This is a genomic window from Pseudomonas sp. V88_4 (genome assembly GCF_029967985.1).
Taxonomy (GTDB): domain Bacteria; phylum Pseudomonadota; class Gammaproteobacteria; order Pseudomonadales; family Pseudomonadaceae; genus Aquipseudomonas; species Aquipseudomonas glycinae.
In genome coordinates this window covers 397,058-415,091 of the sequence record NZ_JASCAF010000001.1, presented here as the reverse complement: position 1 = coordinate 415,091, position 18,034 = coordinate 397,058, and the positions used below count along the sequence as shown (strand labels likewise).

The window sequence follows — 18,034 nt, the reverse complement described above, 5'->3', positions numbered from 1 at the left end:
ACCGCCCACTATCGGTTCAATCTGAAGCCAGGGCTACGGTCGTTGTCTGCGAGGCACGGCACTGTGAGTCGCTGCCCGGTTGCAGGTAAGGCATCAGAATCGGCGCCATGCCCTTGAGGACCTGTACCGGCAAGGCCGAGGTGAACTTGAAGTTCTCCGCCGAACGCCCCGGCACGAACGCGGTGAGCGTGCCGAAATGGTGGTCGCCGATGTAGAACACGAAGGTCGCCGTGCGGTTGATCGATTTCGAGCTGAGAATTCGCCCGCCGGAGCCGATGGCCTCGATCCGGTTGTCACCGGTACCGGTTTTTCCACCCATGGTCAGCGGTGTTCCATCAGCCAGTTTGAAACTGCCGGAAACACGTTTGGCCGTTCCCGAGTCCACCACCTGCGACAGCGCTTCACGCATCGCCGTGGCGACTTCGGACGGCATCACCCGTTTGCCGACGTGAGGATCATTGACCAGTTTCGTTTCGTAAGGCGTGCCGGCGGCAAAGTGCAGACTGTCGATGCGCAGGGTCGGCATGCGCACGCCGTCGTTGAGGATGGTGCCGATCAGTTCGGCCAACGCGGCGGGACGGTCGCCGGAACTGCCGATGGCGGTGGCCAGCGACGGCACCAGGTGATCGAACGGATAGCCGACTTTCTGCCAGCGCTGATGGATGTCGAGGAACGCTTCAATTTCCAGCATGGTTCGGATGCGACTGTCGCGGGCGCCCTTGTGCTTGCTCTTGAACAGCCAGCTGTAGACTTCCTGGCGCTCGAACTGGCTGGCCTTGACGATGTCCTTGAACGTCGCGTCCGGGTGGTTGAGCAGGTAGCCGATCATCCACAGGTCCAGCGGGTGAACCTTGGCGATGAAACCCTGATCCGGCAGGTCGTAGGTGCCGGGGCCGTAGGCCAGATACAGCCGTTCCAGGCGTTCGTCGGTGAGTTTTTCGGTGATTTTGACGCCCTTGAGGTGCGAGCGCACAAAGGTGTTGAAGTCTTCCTGGCTGGCGTTGGGCAGCAGGTAACGGTGCACGGCGGCCATGCGGATCGGGGTCGGGCGCATGCTGTCGAGGAAGGTATCGAGCCGGGCCTGGGTGTCCTTGTTCCGGTACTTCTTCCAGAACTTGAGCAGGAACGAGGTGCCCTCTCGGTCGGCAAACGAGGCGAGGTATTCCTGACGTCTTGGATCGCGGTCGTCCTTGAGCAGTTCGGCGCTGTTGTTGGGACCCGAGTAGGTGGTGTAACGCACCAGATCGCGCATCAGACGAATGAACGGCAGGTTGATCGACTCGCGCAGGGCATCGCGCAGGGTCGGCAGGCGGCCGTTGTCTTCCTTGCGAAAGTTATGGAACACATGCAGGCCGCCACCGGTGAAAAACGCCTCGCCAGGACTGGCCGAGTATTTGCGGTCGAGGGCGGCGGAGAGCATCTTCGACAGGTCGTGATCCTTGTTCTGGATCAGGTAATCGATCACCCACTGGCTCAGGCGATCCTGATCCGGAACGTCGACTTTCTTCAGTTCCGGCACGCTCATGGCGGCGTACTTGTCATGCAGTTCCGCGATGATTTGCAGGTAGGTGGTCAGCACCCGCATCTTCGCGGTCGAGCCTAGTTCCAGTTTGCTGCCTTCGTTGATGTCGAACGGCTGGTCGGTGCTGTCGGTCTGCACCCGCACGCGCGAACCGTCCGGAGTCAGCTCGAACAATGTGAAGCTGTAGCGCACCTGGGTGGTGCTGGTAGGCGTCAGGAGGCGTTCGCCCATCAGGCCGATTTCAGCGGCATAGGCCGGGTCGGCGAGTTTCTTCAGGTAAGTGGTGGTCTGGGTTTGCAGTTCGCCTTGCAGGGTGCTGGTGGCGGACAAGTCGAGGCGGTCAAGGTCGTACAGCGGACGGTTGAGCATCGACGCCAGCCGGCTGCGGGCGACGCTGATGCCCTTGTTGGTTTCGATCGGCTGAATCGTCGGCTGGGTCTGCCAGTCGCGGTAGCTGATGGTGCTGGCCAGCGCGGCATCGGCCAGGGCAGCGTCGATCACGCCGTTCTGTTTGAGCAGGCGCAAGTGGCTGTTGGTCAGTTCGACCAGTTCTTCGCGACCCTTGGTCAGGTAATGCGAAGGGCGGCGCTGGGCGATCATCAGCGAGAGCATCTCGCGCAGGGCCAGGCCCTTGTCCGCCATGGATTTCGGATCGGTGGCGGTACTGGCGAGTGTTCGGTTGGCCTCGTTGAAATCGGCGCCATACCAGACCCGCAGGCCCTCGGCCATGCCATGTACCTCACCATGCCCCGGCACCGCCGACAGCGGCACGCTGTTGAGATAATCGCGAACGATGTTCTGCCGCGCCGGCAAGGTGTCCGGGCCAGCCTGATAGGCGCGCACGCTGGCGGAAATCATCTGGCGGATTTTCTCCGCGCCGGACACCGTCAGGCCATCGGGTGAATGGCGGTATTTCTCAAGTTGCGTGGCCAGGGTACTGCCACCGGCCGACTGCCCCGGCAAGTGCAGCAGCTTGGCAACTTGCGACCACGCGGCCATGCCGAAGCGCGGCCAGTCCACCGCCGGGTTGGCCAGCGGTTGCCTGGGGTCGAGCAGAAAGCGGTTTTCGATAAACAGCAGGCTGTTGACCACCACCGGCGGAATCGACTCGAAACTCGAATACAGCTGTTGCGGATAGTTGTACTGATACAGCGGCGCGGCCCGGCAATCAGTGATCGACAGCCCGGCCTGGATCTTCTCTGAATAGGGCACGAACAGGCCCTTGTCGGTGTAATTGAGCAGGGCCGGGGAGAAGCGCGTCTGCTCGGTGATCACGTAGTTGCGTTTGATCAGCCGTGGCAGGAACTCGTCGAGCGAGCTGTAACCCAGTCGCAGATCGAACGGACCGTTGCCTGGATAGCGGATCGCTTCGCTGGGCCCCGGTTGCAATTCGTACTTGAGTTTGGCGGCGTACTGGCTGACCTCGCGGGACTGAAAACGCGAGGTGCGCATTTCCTTCATCGCAGCCAGGCCCACGACAATCGCGATGATCACCACCAGAAGCCAGAAAGCCTTCCACCCGTGCCGATTGCGACGGGGTTTTTCAGGGACAGGCGCTTCATCCACACGTTCAGTCGGAACCACTTTTTCACTCGAATCGGTTTGCCACAAAGCGCCCATAGTCGATTGATCCATTCACGCAGATTGATCGGACTTGTCTGAAGCTTAGTCGGTGGTTGGCGTCGGTGAAAAAATTGTGAAGAACGGTGGCCGGCGTCATCTGAGCAAATCCTCAAACCCGGTTGCGGCATGACGTTGCACCATTGCTGTGCAATACTCCGCGCCCATTTGCGCAGTGAATAATCCTCGAAATGCAGGATGATTTGTCTCGTAAACCGCAAGATTGACGAGGTTTACGTCTGAATCAGATGCCTTATAGAGTGAAAAAACCTGTCGCAAGCTTTTTATACTGCACGCCCCGCTGATCCCGCAGGTTGCTTCTGCGGGACGGCCCTGCCCACGAGGCCGGGCCGGTTTTACCCAGGCGCAGGCTTATCGGCCGACGCTTGAACACTCGGTGGTCACATCCAATAACAAGACGAGGAAGTCCCCCATGCCAGTCGGCAATCACCCGCCCCATGGCGAAACCGCTCAAGGCGGTCCGCTCAAACGCGAACTCGGTGAACGGCATATCCGCCTGATGGCGCTCGGCGCCTGCATCGGTGTCGGTCTGTTTCTCGGTTCGGCCAAGGCCATCGAAATGGCCGGCCCGGCGATCATGCTCTCGTACATCATCGGCGGTCTGGCGATCCTGGTGATCATGCGCGCCCTCGGCGAAATGGCCGTGCACAACCCGGTCGCCGGCTCCTTCAGTCGCTATGCACAGGATTACCTCGGCCCGCTGGCGGGCTTTTTGACCGGCTGGAACTACTGGTTCCTGTGGCTGGTGACCTGCGTCGCCGAAATCACGGCGGTGGCGGTGTACATGGGCATCTGGTTCCCCGATGTCCCGCGCTGGATCTGGGCGCTGGCGGCGCTGGTCAGCATGGGCTCGATCAACCTGATCGCGGTCAAGGCCTTCGGTGAGTTCGAGTTCTGGTTCGCCCTGATCAAGATCGTCACCATCATCGCCATGGTGCTCGGCGGTATCGGCATCATCGCCTTCGGTTTCGGCAACGACGGTGTGGCGCTGGGGATTTCCAACCTGTGGGCTCACGGCGGCTTCATGCCCAACGGCGTGACGGGCGTGTTGATGTCCCTGCAAATGGTGATGTTCGCCTACCTCGGTGTGGAAATGATCGGCCTGACCGCCGGTGAAGCGAAGAACCCGCAGAAGACCATCCCGAATGCAATCGGCTCGGTGTTCTGGCGGATCCTGCTGTTCTACGTCGGCGCGCTGTTCGTGATCCTGTCGATCTACCCGTGGAACGAGATCGGCACCCAGGGCAGTCCGTTCGTGATGACTTTCGAACGTCTGGGCATCAAGACCGCCGCCGGCATCATCAACTTCGTGGTGATCACTGCAGCGCTGTCGTCGTGCAACGGCGGCATCTTCAGCACCGGTCGCATGCTCTACAGCCTGGCGCAGAACGGTCAGGCGCCGGCCGGTTTCGCTCGCACCTCGAGCAACGGCGTACCGCGTCGGGCGTTGCTGCTGTCGATCTTCGCCCTGCTGCTGGGCGTGTTGCTCAACTACCTGGTACCGGAAAAAGTCTTCGTCTGGGTGACGTCCATCGCCACCTTCGGCGCGATCTGGACCTGGGTGATGATCCTGCTGGCCCAGCTGAAATTTCGTAAAGGCCTGAGCGCCAGCGAACGGGCCGGCCTGAAGTACAAGATGTGGCTGTTCCCGGTCAGCTCGTATCTGGCGCTGGCGTTCCTGGTGCTGGTGGTCGGCCTGATGGCGTACTTCCCGGACACTCGCGTGGCGCTGTATGTCGGCCCGGCGTTCCTGGTGCTGCTGACCGTGTTGTTCTACGTGTTCAAGCTGCAACCGAAGGATTCGGTACAGGGCGCGATGCGTTCGGCTTCGTAATTCGTTGTCGCTGAAACCTGAAAGCCCCGGTCGAAAGTCCGGGGCTTTTTCATGGGTGTGAGTTGATTGCCGCTGGTCTGAAATCAGCGCAAAAAACGACTTCTGATTCAGAGTCATGTTCGAAGGTTTATCTACGTTGTTTCCAGCGCAGCCGTGAACAGAGGCGCCGGTATGAGGATCAGCGATTTTCTCGTACGAGAACTCGGCCGCCGTCAGGTTGTGCTGTTCTTCCTGCTCGCCACGCTGCTCTACATCCTGCCGCTGATCCTCGCCGACTTCCCCTACATCGACGACAACTGGCGCACTCTGGCTGCCGGCAATGCCTGGGCGGCGCAGGGGCGGTTGTTCATGGACTGGTTGTATCAGGTGCTGACCTTCACCGGCGCTGCGCCGAATATTTTCCCATTGCCGCTGTTGCTCGCCACCGTAGCGATGTCGTTCGCTCTGACCCGGCTGACCTTCCATTATTTTCCCGAACCGACCCTGGCGTGCTGTCTGGTGCCGTTGCCGCTCTGGTACAACCCGTTCCTGTTGCAGAACCTGTCCTATCAATACGACGGGGCCGGCATGGCACTGAGTCTGGTCGCGGTGATTTACGCGATCACTTTTTGCGGCGCTTCACGCATTCAGCGATGGCTGGTGCCGTCAGCGTTGCTGGCGCTGGCGATCGGGCTGTATCAGATCAGCCTGAATGTGTTTCTCGGGTTGTGCTGCCTGGAATTGCTCAGGAATGTTCACCGGCGAGTACCGTGGTCGGAGCTCTGGCACCAGTCAGGCTGGCGGCTGGCGCAACTGCTGCTGGCAGTGTTGATTTACAGCGTCACGGCCTATCCGTTCACTGACCACGGGCGCACGCAATTGCTGAAGGCAAGCGCTGACCCGTTGCTGCAGATCGGCGTCAATATCGGCCGGGTGATGGAGAAGGTTGCGCTGCTGTTTCACGGCGGCTACACGGTGGTTTTTTTTGTGTTGGTGCTGTGTGCTGTGACCGGCGCCGTGCAGTTGGGGCGGCAGATTCGCGAGCGCCACCTGTCGCGCGCCAAGGGCTTGCTGCTGAACTTCAGCTGCCTGCTGGCATTGCCGCTGGTTGTGCTGCTGGTGCCGGGTATGACCCTGCTGTTTCGCGATTTCAACGAAGGCGCACGCACCCTGATGGGGTTTGGCGTGCTGTTGATGCTGCTGTTCTATCTGGCTTGGCTGGGGTTGATGCCGCTGCATCAACGGTTGCCTTTGGTGTTGGCGATTGCGCTTCTGGCCACGCTGTCGCTGTCCTTCGCTTATGGCCGGGTGCTGACGATGGAAAAAACCTTCGCCAGCAGTGCGCTCTACAGCCTCAGCCACGACATCTCGTCCCATCGAGAACTGCGCGAAGCCAAACGGATTTATCTCTCGGTGACGTACTCCGACCGCTGGCTCGCGGGGGCGCAAGGGACGTTCAAACAACTGCCGGTGCTGCGTTACTTGCTGAACATCGACTACTTCATGCTCGCCGAAAACCTGCCGTCGGCGGGCATCACCAATGTGGTTGCAGAACGCGAACGGCGCAACGCGACCCACGCCGGTCTGATGGGCTATCCACCCTTGGTGGACAGCCTCTATTACCGCCTCTACCTGATCGGCGACTACGGCTTCATCGTCATGAAAGAGCCGCCCCACGGGCGGTTATTGCAATGGTGACCGTTGGTCAGAAACCAGCGCCTACCTGTAATTTCTGACAGTAGACCGCACCCGAACCTTGCCCTAGCGTGAAAGCCCCGCCCGTTGCAGTGACAGCAAGGATTGACGATGAGGATCTTGTGGAAAGGATTTCCCGCACAAACGGCAATTGGCCTCGCCGCAACGCTGGTTCACTGGCAGATTTTTTTTGTACTGAGCAGCGCGGTCCAGCTAGACCAGGCAGCCAGTAACTTCGCCGCGTTTTGCGTTGCCGCATCCTTCGCGTTTTACATGAACGCGCTGTACACGTTCGAGACCGGAACGTCGGTGCTGGCGTACCTGATGTTCATGAGCGTGATGGGTGTTTTGAGTTATGGCGTGGGCGTATTTGCCGATTCACGCAATTTGCCGGGGCTGGTGACGGTGTCTGGGTTTTCCCTGATGAATCTGCTGCTGGGGTACTGCTTTTTTCGGTTTGTGTTGTGTCGGGAGCGCAAGCCATGAACGTATCTCTGCCTGATGCACCGTCGGTAAACGCCCCTTGCCTGTCGACGACGCCATTCGTCGTCGATCTGGACGGAACGCTTCTGAAGACTGATCTGTTGTTCGAATGTGCAATGGCCTTTATGAGGCAGGCCCCGCTGCAATGTTGCAAACCCTTGATCTGGCTCGGTCGCGGTCGATCCTATCTGAAAGAACAGTTAGCTCATGCAACGGCCATCGATGTCACGACATTGCCCTACGATCCGGATGTTCTATGGATGATCGAGGCGCAACGCAACAGCGGCCGGAAAATAGTGCTGGCCACGGCCAGCCATCATTCGTTGGCGTTACGCATAGCTGAGCACCTGAAGGTGTTCGATGAGGTTTTGGCAACCACGCTTGAGTGCAACCTGTCGGGGATGAATAAGCGTGATTTGTTGGTGGAGCTGTACGGTGACGGGGGATTCGACTACGTCGGCAACTCATTCGACGATCTCCCGGTATGGCGTTCCGCCAGGCAAGGCTATGTCGTCAATCCGTTACCGGGTGTCGAACTTGCCGCCAGGCACCTGGGCAACGTCGTTCAGGTGGAGCGTGTCTACGCTTCGAACTTCAGGAGTTGGTACAAAGCCTTTCGCATTCATCAATGGGTGAAGAACACCCTGATTTTTATTCCCTTGCTCGCCGCGCATCAACTGGTCAATCCGATGTCGTTGTGGCACGGCGTGCTGGCCTTCCTGTTTTTTGGATTATGCGCATCGGGCGTCTATGTTCTGAACGACCTGCTTGACCTTGCCGATGATCGCAAGCATCCAACCAAACACGATCGGCCCTTCGCCAGTGGGGATTTGTCGATCAAGTCCGGGTTGATGGTTTTTCCTCTGCTGTTGCTGGTGGCCTTCACGGGGTCCTGGATCTGGCTGCCGCGTCAATTCGTGGTGGTACTTGCCTGTTATTACTTGCTGACGCTGGTTTATTCGCTGGTGCTGAAGCGGCTTATGGCGCTCGATGTCATTGTTTTGGCCCTTCTATATACCCTGCGCATCATTGCTGGCGGAGCCGCTTTCGAACTGGAACTGACGGTCTGGATGCTGGCCTTTTCCATGTTCATGTTTTTGAGCCTGGCGCTGATCAAGCGCTACGCCGAACTGTTGTTGGCGCTCAACAGCGGCATCACCGGGAGAACCGGTGGACGCGACTACTTTCCAGCGGATCTGGCAATGCTCTCCTCGTTGGGGGCTGCATCCGGGTATCTGGCTGTCATGGTGCTGGCGCTTTATATCCATGACGGTGCGACTACCGCGCTTTATGCGCACCCTCGGTGGATTTGGCTGGCGTGCCCCGTGCTGCTGCTCTGGATTACCCGAATCTGGTTGCTGACCCATCGCGGCCGGATGAATGACGACCCGGTGGTCTTTGCCGTGCGTGATCGCCTGAGCCTGGCCATGGGCGCAGTGTTTTGTCTGGTTTTCTGGGTGGCGGCATGAAGCCGCCACTGACCTCGTGGGGACATTATCCCCATGTGTTGCAGAGCGGCCATTCATGCCACTGGCAAAGCGAAGTCGGACCGCAGTTGCAGCAGCTTACCGGACTCCATGGATCGACCTTGCCCTTCGGCAATGGCCGAAGCTATGGCGACAGCTGTCTGGCTGCCAGTGATCATGTGTTGCAAATGCGTACTCTGAATCGCTTGATAGATGCCGATTGGGATAACGGCTGGATCTGTGCCGAGGCCGGAATCACCTTGGGCGAGATTCTGCAACTGGCCATCCCGCGCGGCTGGTTTTTGCACGTTACGCCCGGGACTCAACATGTGACGCTGGGCGGTGCGGTGGCCAATGATGTGCACGGCAAAAATCATCATCGCTGCGGCACGTTTGCCCATTCGGTGATGAGTTTCGGTTTGCATCGATCCATGCAACCGCCGATGGTGTGTTCCGCATCGGAAAACCCGCAGTGGTTTGCCGCCTCAATAGGAGGATTGGGCCTGACGGGGATCATCACCTGGGTAAGTCTTCGCCTGCGCAGAATCCAGTCCAACCTCATCGATACCTTGCGGGTGCGCTTTGACAGCTTGAAGGCATTCTTTGACCTGTCGGGTGAAATGGATGCCGGCCACGAATACAGCGTTGCGTGGATCGATTGTCTGGCCAAGGGAAGTGCGCAAGGGCGGGGTGTTTATACGGCCGGCAATCATTGCGAAACGGGTTCGCTTGAGGCTGCCACTTCACATTCGCTGCGTTTGCCGATTCGGCTGCCCGTGTCGCTGGTCAATCCAATCACATTGAAACTGTTCAACCATTTTTATTGGCATCGGCAACCGGTAATCAGGCAATGTCGGACGCTTGCTTACCGTCCATTTTTCTATCCACTGGATAGCATCGAGCACTGGAACCGCCTTTACGGACACAAGGGCTTCCAACAGTTTCAGTGTGTCTTGCCAAGCTCGGTGGCCCCAGCGGCACTGGCCGAACTGCTCAAGTCCATTGCCCGCAGCGGCAGCGGTTCCTTTCTCGCAGTACTCAAGCGCTGCGGCGATATCGCATCGCCCGGGCTGCTGTCATTTCCAATGCCGGGCACCTCACTGGCGCTGGACTTTCCACAGAACAAAACCTTGAGCAGCAAACTCCTGCCGAGCCTCGATGCCATCGTCCGGGAAGCGGGTGGCCGTTTGTATCCGGCAAAAGACGCCCATATGAGCGGCAGTGATTTCCGCCGAGCCTATCCCGCCTGGGAGCAAGTGGAAGCGATGCGTGACCCGGCCCTGATTTCCCGTTTCTGGCAGCGAGTCATTCAATGAAAAAAATACTGATTGTGGGCGCCACATCGGCGATCGCCAGCGCTTGCGCGCGTCATTGGGCGGCTGAAGGCAGTCAGTTCTTTCTAGTCGCCAGGGATGCGCCAAAACTGCGACAGACCTGCGCCGACCTGCAAATACGCGGTGCGAGTGCGGTTACGCCGTACGTGATGGATGTCAACGAAATCGCCGCGCACTCGATGATGTTGGAGAACTGCCTGGCGACATTGCAGACGGTGGATATTTGCCTGATTGCCTACGGCTCCTTGCCGAATCAGACCGCGTGCGAAAATAGCATCGAGCTGACTGTGCAGGCATTCGTCACCAATGGCACTTCGGTGATTGCGCTGCTGACGCTGCTGGCTGACCGGATGGCTGTCCAGCGCAGCGGCACGCTGGCGGTTATTTCCTCGGTTGCCGGGGATCGCGGGCGGCCCGGCAACTATGTCTACGGTTCAGCCAAGGCAGCTGTTTCCACATTTTGTGAAGGTTTACGCCCACGTCTGTTCAAGTCGGGCGTGCATGTGATCACGATCAAACCCGGATTTGTCGACACGCCGATGACGCAGGGGCTGAAGATACCGGCGTTGCTGGTTGCACAACCGGAGACAGTCGCCCGACGGATTGTCGCGGGCATCGAATCCAGGAAAGCGGTGCTTTACGTACCCGGATTCTGGGCTTGGATCATGTGTCTGATACGGGCTATACCCCAGCCGATTTTCAAGAGACTGAATCTATGAATCAGTCTGTGAAGCTCTCCGGATGGCGCTATCGAGTTCTGATCGGCTCGGCAGTCTGCTCCGCTCTCGTTTATCTGGCTTTTTCCCTGTGGGGCGGAGGGGCGGCCGTGAGCGCGGCGGTCAGCCGGGTGGGAGGATGGGAGGCAGGGAAAATCATCGGGCTGGTTCTGCTTGGCTACGGTCTTCGCTTTTTGCGTTGGCAGATTTATCTCAATGCCTTGCGCCATCCGATGCCATGGTGGCCAAGCCTGAAAATCTACCTGGCGGGGTTCGCCCTGACCACCACCCCTGGCAAGGCTGGCGAGGCGTTGCGCGGCGTCCTGCTCAAGCGTTGGGATGTGCCTTACGTGCACAGTTTTGCTGCGTTGTTCAGTGAACGACTTTCCGACTTGCTGGGGATAGTTGCGCTGGCTCTTTTTGGTTTGAGCGCTCATCCCGAATGGCTGTCGATGATTGTCGCCTGTCTGGTGCTGCTGGCCTGCTGCATGTTGCTGGTGTCCCGGTCGGGTCTTGTCAGCGCAATTGATCGGCGCATCGAGCACCGGCACGGCTGGTTTTCCCGGTTACTACGCCATTGCGTTCATGTGTTGCATCAGTCTCGCAGCTGCCACACCCCAGGCCGCCAGATTGGCGCGACGCTGTTGAGCGTCCTGGCATGGGGATTGGAAGGGTTGGCGTTTTACTGGATTTTGCTGGCGATGAAGGCAGACGTAACTCTGATATCCGCGATTTTTATTTATGCCGTTTCGATGCTGGCCGGCGCGCTGAGTTTCATGCCCGGTGGGTTGGGCAGTGCTGAAGCGGTGATGGTGGGGCTGCTGGTTTCGGATGGTGTCGGTTTACCGGATTCCATTGCGGCAACAGTCTTGTTGCGGCTCGTCACGCTGTGGCTGGCAGTCGGTTTGGGTGCAGTAATGTTTGTAGACATCAAACAATAAATACTCCATTCGCAGGTGCAGCTCCGGAACACAGGAGAGGTTCATGTTTTCAAAAGCAATCAGTGTGGTGCAGAGAGAACACGTCGCATTATTAATTTTTGTGATAATTGGAGGGGTCTTGAGAGGCCATGGCCTGTTTGAGCGGAGTCTTTGGTTTGATGAAGTCTTTAGCGTTAATGTCAGTAATCCGGCTAATAGTTTAAATACAGTTTTTCAGCTGACCGTCGAAGATGTTCATCCGCCGCTGTATCAGATCTTGCTTTGGCTCGTGTATCAGGTTTTTGGTTATGGGGAACGGGTGGGACGGATTTTCTCGCTTGTCTTGAGTGTTGCAGTAATTCCTTCAATGTATTGCTTGGGGGCAGCGTTGTTTAATCGTCGGGTTGGCGTGATTGCAGCCTTGTTAAGCACGGTCAGCTTTATTCTTGTCGTCGAAGCGCAAGAAACAAGATCTTACAGTCTTCTGGTCTTGTTGATGGTGTGGTCGCTACTGATGTTTTTCAATTTGCTTGAGACACAAAATTTCAGAACTGTTTTGTTGTATTCAGTTGTTGGCTCAATGCTTGTGAATACCCATTACTTTGGTTTTCTTCCGATGGCGGCGCAGTTTTTTCTTTTAATTTATTTTTCTATTCGAGCTGGTTTTGAAAGGCGTTTGTTTAGTGCGAGTGCTATCGCTGGACTGCTGATCTGCAGCTCATTGATTCCACTGTTCCAATACCTATTGAAAAACTTTGGCAGGACCGGGACGTGGATAAGAAAACCGCCAGAAAGTTTTTTTATAGATATGTTTGTCGTGCAGTTCGGAAGTTTGCCGGTAGTGCTGCTGTGTCTGCTCTTGCTGGTTCTCGCGCTGGTGGAGTTGTTTCGGGTTCAGGATAAGAAGGATGTATTGAAGGTTTTGTTGTTTTGCTGGTTCTTTGGTGTGACGGTAGCTTACCTAAGGTCATTGTTTTTTACGCCAATCCTGACGCTGAAAAATGCAATGGTTTTTCTTCCGATAACTGTTGTTTTAGTGTCGTACGGTTTTGGTCTGGTACGTGATGGTTTTGTCAGGTGGACGATGTTGATATTCGTTTGTGGAGTTTCCACTTCGTTTATTTTGAGTGACCCGGATCGCAGCCAGTTCAGAATTGAGAGCGATCTGCGATCACCCGTGAAAAAAGTAATAGAGGAGGGTAGAGATTTACCAGTCTATGCCTACTCGGTTTACTCCGATTATCTCCAGATACTGGGGTCGTCGGTTCGTACAAAACCCTTCGAGGAGTTGAAGAGGCAGCTGAAAGAAGGGAGTACGGGACCTTGTTTCTATGTAATCGATCTGGATGCTGATGAATTAAGCAGTTACTCAAAGCAGTTGGATACGATGGTGGTTGAAAAAAACGATTATCAGCAAAGCTCCATCGCACTGTTGAAGTCCAGGGATGGAGCTGATTGTATCTCTAGGCGTTAAGGCACTTAAAATGTGCGCATTACCCGCTTTTCAGGATGGCCTATATTAAGGGAGACCGGCGCAACATCTGTAAAGGGAGTGCGCCGGTTTGATTCTCAGGCAGCCGCAATTTCCTGCGGCTCAAAACTGTCCGCCCGCGCCATCTGCCACATCCGCGAATAGAACTCGCCGTTCACTTCCCCGGTGAGCAATTCCCCCGGTTTCAGGAACACATGCAACTGCGAGAACAGTTTGATTTCGGTGGCCGACATGCGCCGCACCAGATGCTTGGCCGACAGTTGCGACGGGTGATCGAGGCCAGCGGCGGCGAGCATTTCCGCCAGGGCCTTCAACGTATTGCGATGGAAGTTATAGACCCGCTGGGCCTTGTCCGGCACTACCAGCGCGCGCTGGCGCAGGGTGTCCTGGGTGGCGACGCCGGTCGGGCATTTGTTGGTGTGGCAGCTTTGCGACTGGATGCAACCGATGGCGAACATGAAGCCGCGCGCCGAGTTGGCCCAGTCGGCGCCGATGGCCAGCACGCTGGCGATGTCGAAGGCGCTGACGATCTTGCCGCTGGCGCCGAGTTTGATCTTGTCCCGCAGATTCAGCCCCACCAGGGTGTTGTGTACGAACAGCAGACCTTCGCGCATCGGCACGCCGATGTGGTCGGTGAACTCCACCGGCGCGGCGCCGGTGCCACCTTCCTTGCCGTCGACCACGATGAAGTCCGGCAGGATGCCGGTTTCCAGCATGGCTTTGGCGATGCCCATGAACTCCCATGGATGGCCGAGGCAGAACTTGAAGCCCACCGGTTTGCCGCCGGACAGTTCACGCAGTTGCTGGATGAAATGCATCATCTCGATCGGCGTGGAGAACGCGCTGTGTCGCGACGGTGAAATGCAGTCTTCGCCCATCAGGATGCCGCGGGTGTCGGCGATTTCCTGGGTCACCTTGTGCTTGGGCAGGATCCCGCCGTGGCCGGGTTTGGCGCCCTGGCTCATTTTGATTTCAATCATTCGCACTTGCGGGGTCTGCGCCTGGGCGGCGAAGCGTTCCGGGTCAAAGCGGCCGTCGCTGGTGCGGCAGCCGAAGTAGCCGCTGCCCAGTTCCCAGGTCAGGTCGCCACCGTGTTCGCGGTGATACGGGCTGATGCTGCCTTCGCCGGTGTCGTGGGCGAAGTTGCCGAGTTTGGCGCCCTGGTTCAGCGCGCGGATCGCGTTGGCGCTGAGGGAGCCAAAACTCATGGCCGAGATGTTGAAGACCGACGCCGAGTACGGCTGGGTGCACTGCGGGCCGCCGACGGTGACGCGGAAACTGCTCGGGTCGCTCAGCGGTGCCGGGCGCATCGAGTGGCCGATGAATTCGAAGCCGGACTGATACACGTCGATCAGGGTGCCGAACGGTTTGTCGGCGGTTTCATTCTTCGCTCGCGAGTACACCAGCGAACGCTGGGCGCGGGAAAAGGGCAGGGCGTCGCTGTCGGACTCCAGCAGGTACTGGCGGATTTCCGGGCGGATGCCCTCGACCAGATAACGGATGTTGCCCAGGATCGGATAGTTGCGGCGCACCGCGTGCGGGCTCTGCATCAGGTCGAACAGACCGATCAGGCTCAATACGCCGGTGACGGCGGTGATCGGCCACAGCCAGTCATGTTCGAGAAAGGGCAGGCTGGCGAGGGTGAAAATCACGCAGACGGCAAAGAAGGCGTAGCGGCTCAGGAGTGACAGGCTCATACGGTTTCCTTGGTTCGGACGGTTTTTTTGCGGCAGTCAGGCGTTCTGCGCCTGCAGAAAGATCGAAAACAGCTCCGACTGGGACTTGATCCCCAGCTTGCTGTACATGTGTTTCTTATGGACTTTCACGGTTTCAACAGAGATTTCCAGCTTACGGGCGATTTCTTTACTGGAGCAACCGCTGAGCATCAGGCGCCCGACGTCCAGTTCCCGGGCGGTCAGTTGCGCGCCCTTGAGTTGCTGCACCGACGCTTCGAGCTGCACCCGCCAGTCCGGTTGCGCAGGGGCCGGGGCCAGGGCCACGGTTTCGTTGATTTCATAGGGCAGGCGCTGGCGCAACAGGCCGAGCACCCACGGCTGGATCAGCGACAGCAGGGCAATCTGCTCGCCGGTGAAGCGCTGCTGACTGCCCAGCGACAGGCACAGCGTGCGGTCACCTTCGAGTTGGCAATTGAACTGGATTTCGTCGGCCACCACATTCAGACGAAAGTATCGCTGGTAATACTCGGTCAGTTCGAAGTGCTCCGGCGCGACCTCCGACAGGCGATACAGCCCGGTGCGCGATTGTTCGCGGCAGGCAATGTAGAAAGGGTCGAGCAGGTACAGACCGCGCAGGTAGTCCTGAAACAGCTGATCGGGGCTGCCGTCCGCGCCGGGGCACTCGGCGAACACCTGCGGGTGGCGGTCGGCGCTGAACAGCAGCGCCACCCAGCTATCGAACGGCACGTACTGGTCGAGCAGGCGCACCAGTTGCGCCCAGAAATTCGGCTTGTCGAGGGCGTCGATCAACTGCCCGACGGCGCGGTGCCAGGTGATGTCGTCAAACGAAAGAGTCATGCCTCTACCCCTATCGGGTTACCCCGGCCGCGTAATTCCCTGGCCGGTCGAATGCGAAGCATACTGGCCCACAGACAGCCGCCGGGCAATCTTTCGGCGCCCGGCGCTCATAACAAGGACTCCCCATGAAAGTCGAACTCGCCCAGCTGGCGGGCCGTGACAAAGACACGGCGTACAACCTCGAACGCGCCCTCGCGGCGATGGCGGCCTGCGCCGCCGACACGCAATTGATCGTGTTCCCCGAGACCCACCTGATGGGCTTCCCGACCGCCGACACCGTGGCGCAGATCGCCGAACCGCTGGACGGCCCGACCGTCAGCGCCGTGCAGGCCGCCGCCCGTGAGCGCAACATTGCCGTGGTGATCGGCATGGCCGAGAACGACAACGACCGCTACTACAACACCACGCTGCTGATTACTCCCGAAGGCATCGCCCTGAAATACCGCAAGACCCACCTATGGGCCTCTGATCGCGGTGTGTTCGAGGCAGGCGACCGTTACGCCACCTGCCTGTGGAACGGCGTGCGGGTCGGTCTGCTGATCTGCTACGACATCGAGTTCCCCGAGTCGGCCCGGGCCCTGGCGCAACTGGGCGCCGAATTGCTGATCGTGACCAACGGCAACATGGACCCGTACGGCCCGACCCACCGCACCGCGATCATGGCCCGGGCCCAGGAAAACCAGGCGTTTGCGCTGATGGTCAACCGCGTGGAAGCGGGGGATGACGGGCTGATGTTCGCCGGCGGCAGTGCGCTGGTGGATCCGCTGGGCACGCTGCTGTTCGAGGCCGGGCGTGAGGAAGGGCGGTTCAGTGTCGAGCTGGATTTCGCTCAGTTGGAGATTGCGCGCAAGGATTATCGGTATCTGGATGATCAGCGGTTGAGGTTGCCGGGGGAGGTGGTTGAACACGCCTCGGGAGTACGTGAGCTGCTGATCCCCTCGCGCTGATCCTGATCCTGTGGCACCACGGCTCGCGATGGGGCCCGTCCAGACAACACATCTGTTTGACCCAAGAACAACAAAGCAACACCCGAAACATTCGCCGAACTCGGCCTCTGCCATAAATCCAATAAAATCCGGAGTAAGTCGCCCATGGCTCGTTTGCAACGCACCCTTTCGCTAGGGTCGGTGGTGCTGTTCGGCATCGCCTACATGACGCCGATCATTGTCCTCGGCACGTTCGGCATCCTCGCCCAGTCCACCGCCGGCATGGTGCCCGCCGCGTATCTGGCGGCGCTGGTGGCGATGTTTTTCACCGCCATGAGCTACGGGCGCATGGCCGCCGCATTCCCGGTGGCCGGCTCGGCCTACAGCTACGTGCGCAAGGCGATCAGCCCGAAACTCGGCTTCATCGCCGGTTGGGCAGTGCTGCTCGATTATCTGTTTCTGCCGATGGCGATCTGGCTGATCGGCGCCGCGTACCTCGCGTCGGCCTTCCCGTCGATCCCGCAGTGGATCTGGGTGCTGGCGTTCATCGGCATCACCAGCGCGATCAACATCATCGGCCTGAAACTGGCCAACGGCATCAACGCCTTGCTGATGCTGGTGCAATTCCTGGTGCTGATCGCCTTCGTCGCCCTGTGCGTGCATTACGTTGGCGGCGATGCCAGCACGCCGCTGTGGTCGATCAAACCGTTCTTCAATGGCGACATGCAGATGCCGCTGATCATGAGCGGCGCGGCCATCGCCTGCTATTCGTTCCTCGGTTTCGATGCGGTCAGCACCCTCACCGAAGAAACCCGCGATCCACGTCGCACCATCCCTCGGGCAATCATGTTGATCACCCTGATCGGTGGGCTGATTTTCGTCGGCGTCTCGTACTTCGTGCAGATCGCCCATCCGTCGTTCCAGTTCGACAACGTCGACTCGGCGGCCTACGAGATTGCACGCAACATCGGTGGTGACCTGTTCGTGTCGATCTTCCTCATCGGCCTGATCGTCGGTCAGTTCGCTTCGGGTCTGTCCGCCCAGGCCAGCGGTTCGCGGCTGCTGTTTGCGATGGGCCGTGACGGCGTGCTGCCCAAGTCATTCTTCGGCACCTTGCACGAGCGCTTCGGCACGCCGGTCAACAGCATCCTGCTGTGTGCGGTGGTGGCCTTGCTGGCGCTGAAACTCGACGTGACCACCTCGACCTCGTTCATCAACTTCGGGGCGTTCCTGGCGTTCAGTCTGGTCAACCTGTCGGTAATTTTTCACTACTGGATCGGCGGCGAGAAAAAGGGGCTGCGCGAGTTGATCCTGTTCCTGATCTTCCCGTTCATCGGCCTGGCTGCGGACTTGTGGCTGATGGTCAGCCTCGATCACCTGGCGGTGTATCTGGGCCTGAGCTGGCTGGCGATTGGCGTGGTGTACCTGGCGGTGCTTACGGGTGGTTTCCGCCGACAACCGCCGGAGATGGATTTCCAGGAAGCCGCCTGAC

13 protein-coding genes are annotated in these 18,034 nt (G+C 58.7%); 10 read left to right on the top strand and 3 right to left on the bottom strand.

The window, feature by feature from the left end; genetic code table 11:
* Positions 1-16: 16 nt before the first annotated feature.
* Positions 17-3,142, bottom strand: a complete 3,126-nt coding sequence (locus tag QLG12_RS01840) for a transglycosylase domain-containing protein (RefSeq protein WP_282473784.1) — start codon at positions 3,140-3,142, stop codon at positions 17-19.
* A gap of 433 nt (positions 3,143-3,575) precedes the next feature.
* Here QLG12_RS01840 and QLG12_RS01835 point away from each other — a divergent pair, with 433 nt between their 5' ends.
* The 8 genes from QLG12_RS01835 to QLG12_RS01800 all read left to right on the top strand — a co-directional run bounded on the left by QLG12_RS01835 (position 3,576) and on the right by QLG12_RS01800 (position 13,064).
* Positions 3,576-4,997 (top strand): amino acid permease, encoded by a 1,422-nt coding sequence (locus QLG12_RS01835; protein ID WP_011335773.1) that lies wholly within the window; start codon positions 3,576-3,578, stop codon positions 4,995-4,997.
* A gap of 171 nt (positions 4,998-5,168) precedes the next feature.
* The gene (locus QLG12_RS01830) at positions 5,169-6,674 is read left to right on the top strand and encodes a glucosyltransferase domain-containing protein (RefSeq protein WP_282473783.1); all 1,506 of its coding nucleotides are present in this window, start codon (positions 5,169-5,171) and stop codon (positions 6,672-6,674) included.
* A gap of 108 nt (positions 6,675-6,782) precedes the next feature.
* The gene (locus QLG12_RS01825) at positions 6,783-7,157 is read left to right on the top strand and encodes a GtrA family protein (protein ID WP_197868474.1); all 375 of its coding nucleotides are present in this window, start codon (positions 6,783-6,785) and stop codon (positions 7,155-7,157) included.
* Positions 7,154-8,623, top strand: a complete 1,470-nt coding sequence (locus QLG12_RS01820; protein ID WP_282473782.1) for a UbiA family prenyltransferase — start codon at positions 7,154-7,156, stop codon at positions 8,621-8,623. The genes QLG12_RS01825 and QLG12_RS01820 overlap by 4 nt, the downstream gene beginning before the upstream one ends.
* The gene (locus tag QLG12_RS01815) at positions 8,620-9,936 is read left to right on the top strand and encodes an FAD-binding oxidoreductase (protein ID WP_282473781.1); all 1,317 of its coding nucleotides are present in this window, start codon (positions 8,620-8,622) and stop codon (positions 9,934-9,936) included. The genes QLG12_RS01820 and QLG12_RS01815 overlap by 4 nt, the downstream gene beginning before the upstream one ends.
* Positions 9,933-10,673, top strand: coding sequence for an SDR family oxidoreductase (locus QLG12_RS01810; protein WP_197868477.1), 741 nt, complete (start codon positions 9,933-9,935; stop codon positions 10,671-10,673). The genes QLG12_RS01815 and QLG12_RS01810 overlap by 4 nt, the downstream gene beginning before the upstream one ends.
* Entirely contained in the window at positions 10,670-11,611 is a 942-nt protein-coding gene (locus QLG12_RS01805) for a lysylphosphatidylglycerol synthase transmembrane domain-containing protein (RefSeq protein WP_197868478.1), read from the top strand. The genes QLG12_RS01810 and QLG12_RS01805 overlap by 4 nt, the downstream gene beginning before the upstream one ends.
* 43 nt (positions 11,612-11,654) lie before the next feature.
* Positions 11,655-13,064 (top strand): glycosyltransferase family 39 protein, encoded by a 1,410-nt coding sequence (locus tag QLG12_RS01800; RefSeq protein ID WP_282473780.1) that lies wholly within the window; start codon positions 11,655-11,657, stop codon positions 13,062-13,064.
* Positions 13,065-13,159: 95 nt separating this feature from the next.
* On the opposite strand, the gene QLG12_RS01795 is transcribed toward QLG12_RS01800, so the two are convergent.
* Together QLG12_RS01795 and QLG12_RS01790 are read right to left on the bottom strand one after the other, a co-directional pair.
* The gene (locus tag QLG12_RS01795) at positions 13,160-14,779 is read right to left on the bottom strand and encodes an FMN-binding glutamate synthase family protein (protein WP_064383868.1); all 1,620 of its coding nucleotides are present in this window, start codon (positions 14,777-14,779) and stop codon (positions 13,160-13,162) included.
* Between the two features lie 36 nt (positions 14,780-14,815).
* Positions 14,816-15,616: a LuxR C-terminal-related transcriptional regulator gene (locus QLG12_RS01790; RefSeq protein WP_011335770.1), complete on the bottom strand. Its 801-nt coding sequence runs from the start codon at positions 15,614-15,616 to the stop codon at positions 14,816-14,818.
* Between the two features lie 125 nt (positions 15,617-15,741).
* On the opposite strand from QLG12_RS01790, the gene QLG12_RS01785 reads away from it, so the two are divergent.
* Both QLG12_RS01785 and QLG12_RS01780 read left to right on the top strand, forming a co-directional pair.
* A complete protein-coding gene (locus QLG12_RS01785) occupies positions 15,742-16,563 on the top strand; it encodes a carbon-nitrogen hydrolase family protein (RefSeq protein ID WP_197868481.1) in 822 nt (273 codons plus the stop codon).
* A gap of 144 nt (positions 16,564-16,707) precedes the next feature.
* Positions 16,708-18,033, top strand: coding sequence for an APC family permease (locus QLG12_RS01780; protein ID WP_282473779.1), 1,326 nt, complete (start codon positions 16,708-16,710; stop codon positions 18,031-18,033).
* Position 18,034: the final 1 nt, after the last annotated feature.

Excerpts from the sequence above, each read along its gene's own strand:
- QLG12_RS01825 (WP_197868474.1), top strand. The coding sequence starts at position 6,783 with ATGAGGATCTTGTGGAAAGGATTTCCCGCACAAACGGCAATTGGCCTC.
- QLG12_RS01835 (WP_011335773.1), top strand. The coding sequence starts at position 3,576 with ATGCCAGTCGGCAATCACCCGCCCCATGGCGAAACCGCTCAAGGCGGT.
- QLG12_RS01815 (WP_282473781.1), top strand. The coding sequence starts at position 8,620 with ATGAAGCCGCCACTGACCTCGTGGGGACATTATCCCCATGTGTTGCAG.
- QLG12_RS01790 (WP_011335770.1), bottom strand. The coding sequence starts at position 15,616 with ATGACTCTTTCGTTTGACGACATCACCTGGCACCGCGCCGTCGGGCAG.
- QLG12_RS01795 (WP_064383868.1), bottom strand. The coding sequence starts at position 14,779 with ATGAGCCTGTCACTCCTGAGCCGCTACGCCTTCTTTGCCGTCTGCGTG.
- QLG12_RS01800 (WP_282473780.1), top strand. The coding sequence starts at position 11,655 with ATGTTTTCAAAAGCAATCAGTGTGGTGCAGAGAGAACACGTCGCATTA.
- QLG12_RS01810 (WP_197868477.1), top strand. The coding sequence starts at position 9,933 with ATGAAAAAAATACTGATTGTGGGCGCCACATCGGCGATCGCCAGCGCT.
- QLG12_RS01785 (WP_197868481.1), top strand. The coding sequence starts at position 15,742 with ATGAAAGTCGAACTCGCCCAGCTGGCGGGCCGTGACAAAGACACGGCG.
- QLG12_RS01805 (WP_197868478.1), top strand. The coding sequence starts at position 10,670 with ATGAATCAGTCTGTGAAGCTCTCCGGATGGCGCTATCGAGTTCTGATC.
- QLG12_RS01840 (WP_282473784.1), bottom strand. The coding sequence starts at position 3,142 with ATGGGCGCTTTGTGGCAAACCGATTCGAGTGAAAAAGTGGTTCCGACT.
- QLG12_RS01830 (WP_282473783.1), top strand. The coding sequence starts at position 5,169 with ATGAGGATCAGCGATTTTCTCGTACGAGAACTCGGCCGCCGTCAGGTT.
- QLG12_RS01780 (WP_282473779.1), top strand. The coding sequence starts at position 16,708 with ATGGCTCGTTTGCAACGCACCCTTTCGCTAGGGTCGGTGGTGCTGTTC.
- QLG12_RS01820 (WP_282473782.1), top strand. The coding sequence starts at position 7,154 with ATGAACGTATCTCTGCCTGATGCACCGTCGGTAAACGCCCCTTGCCTG.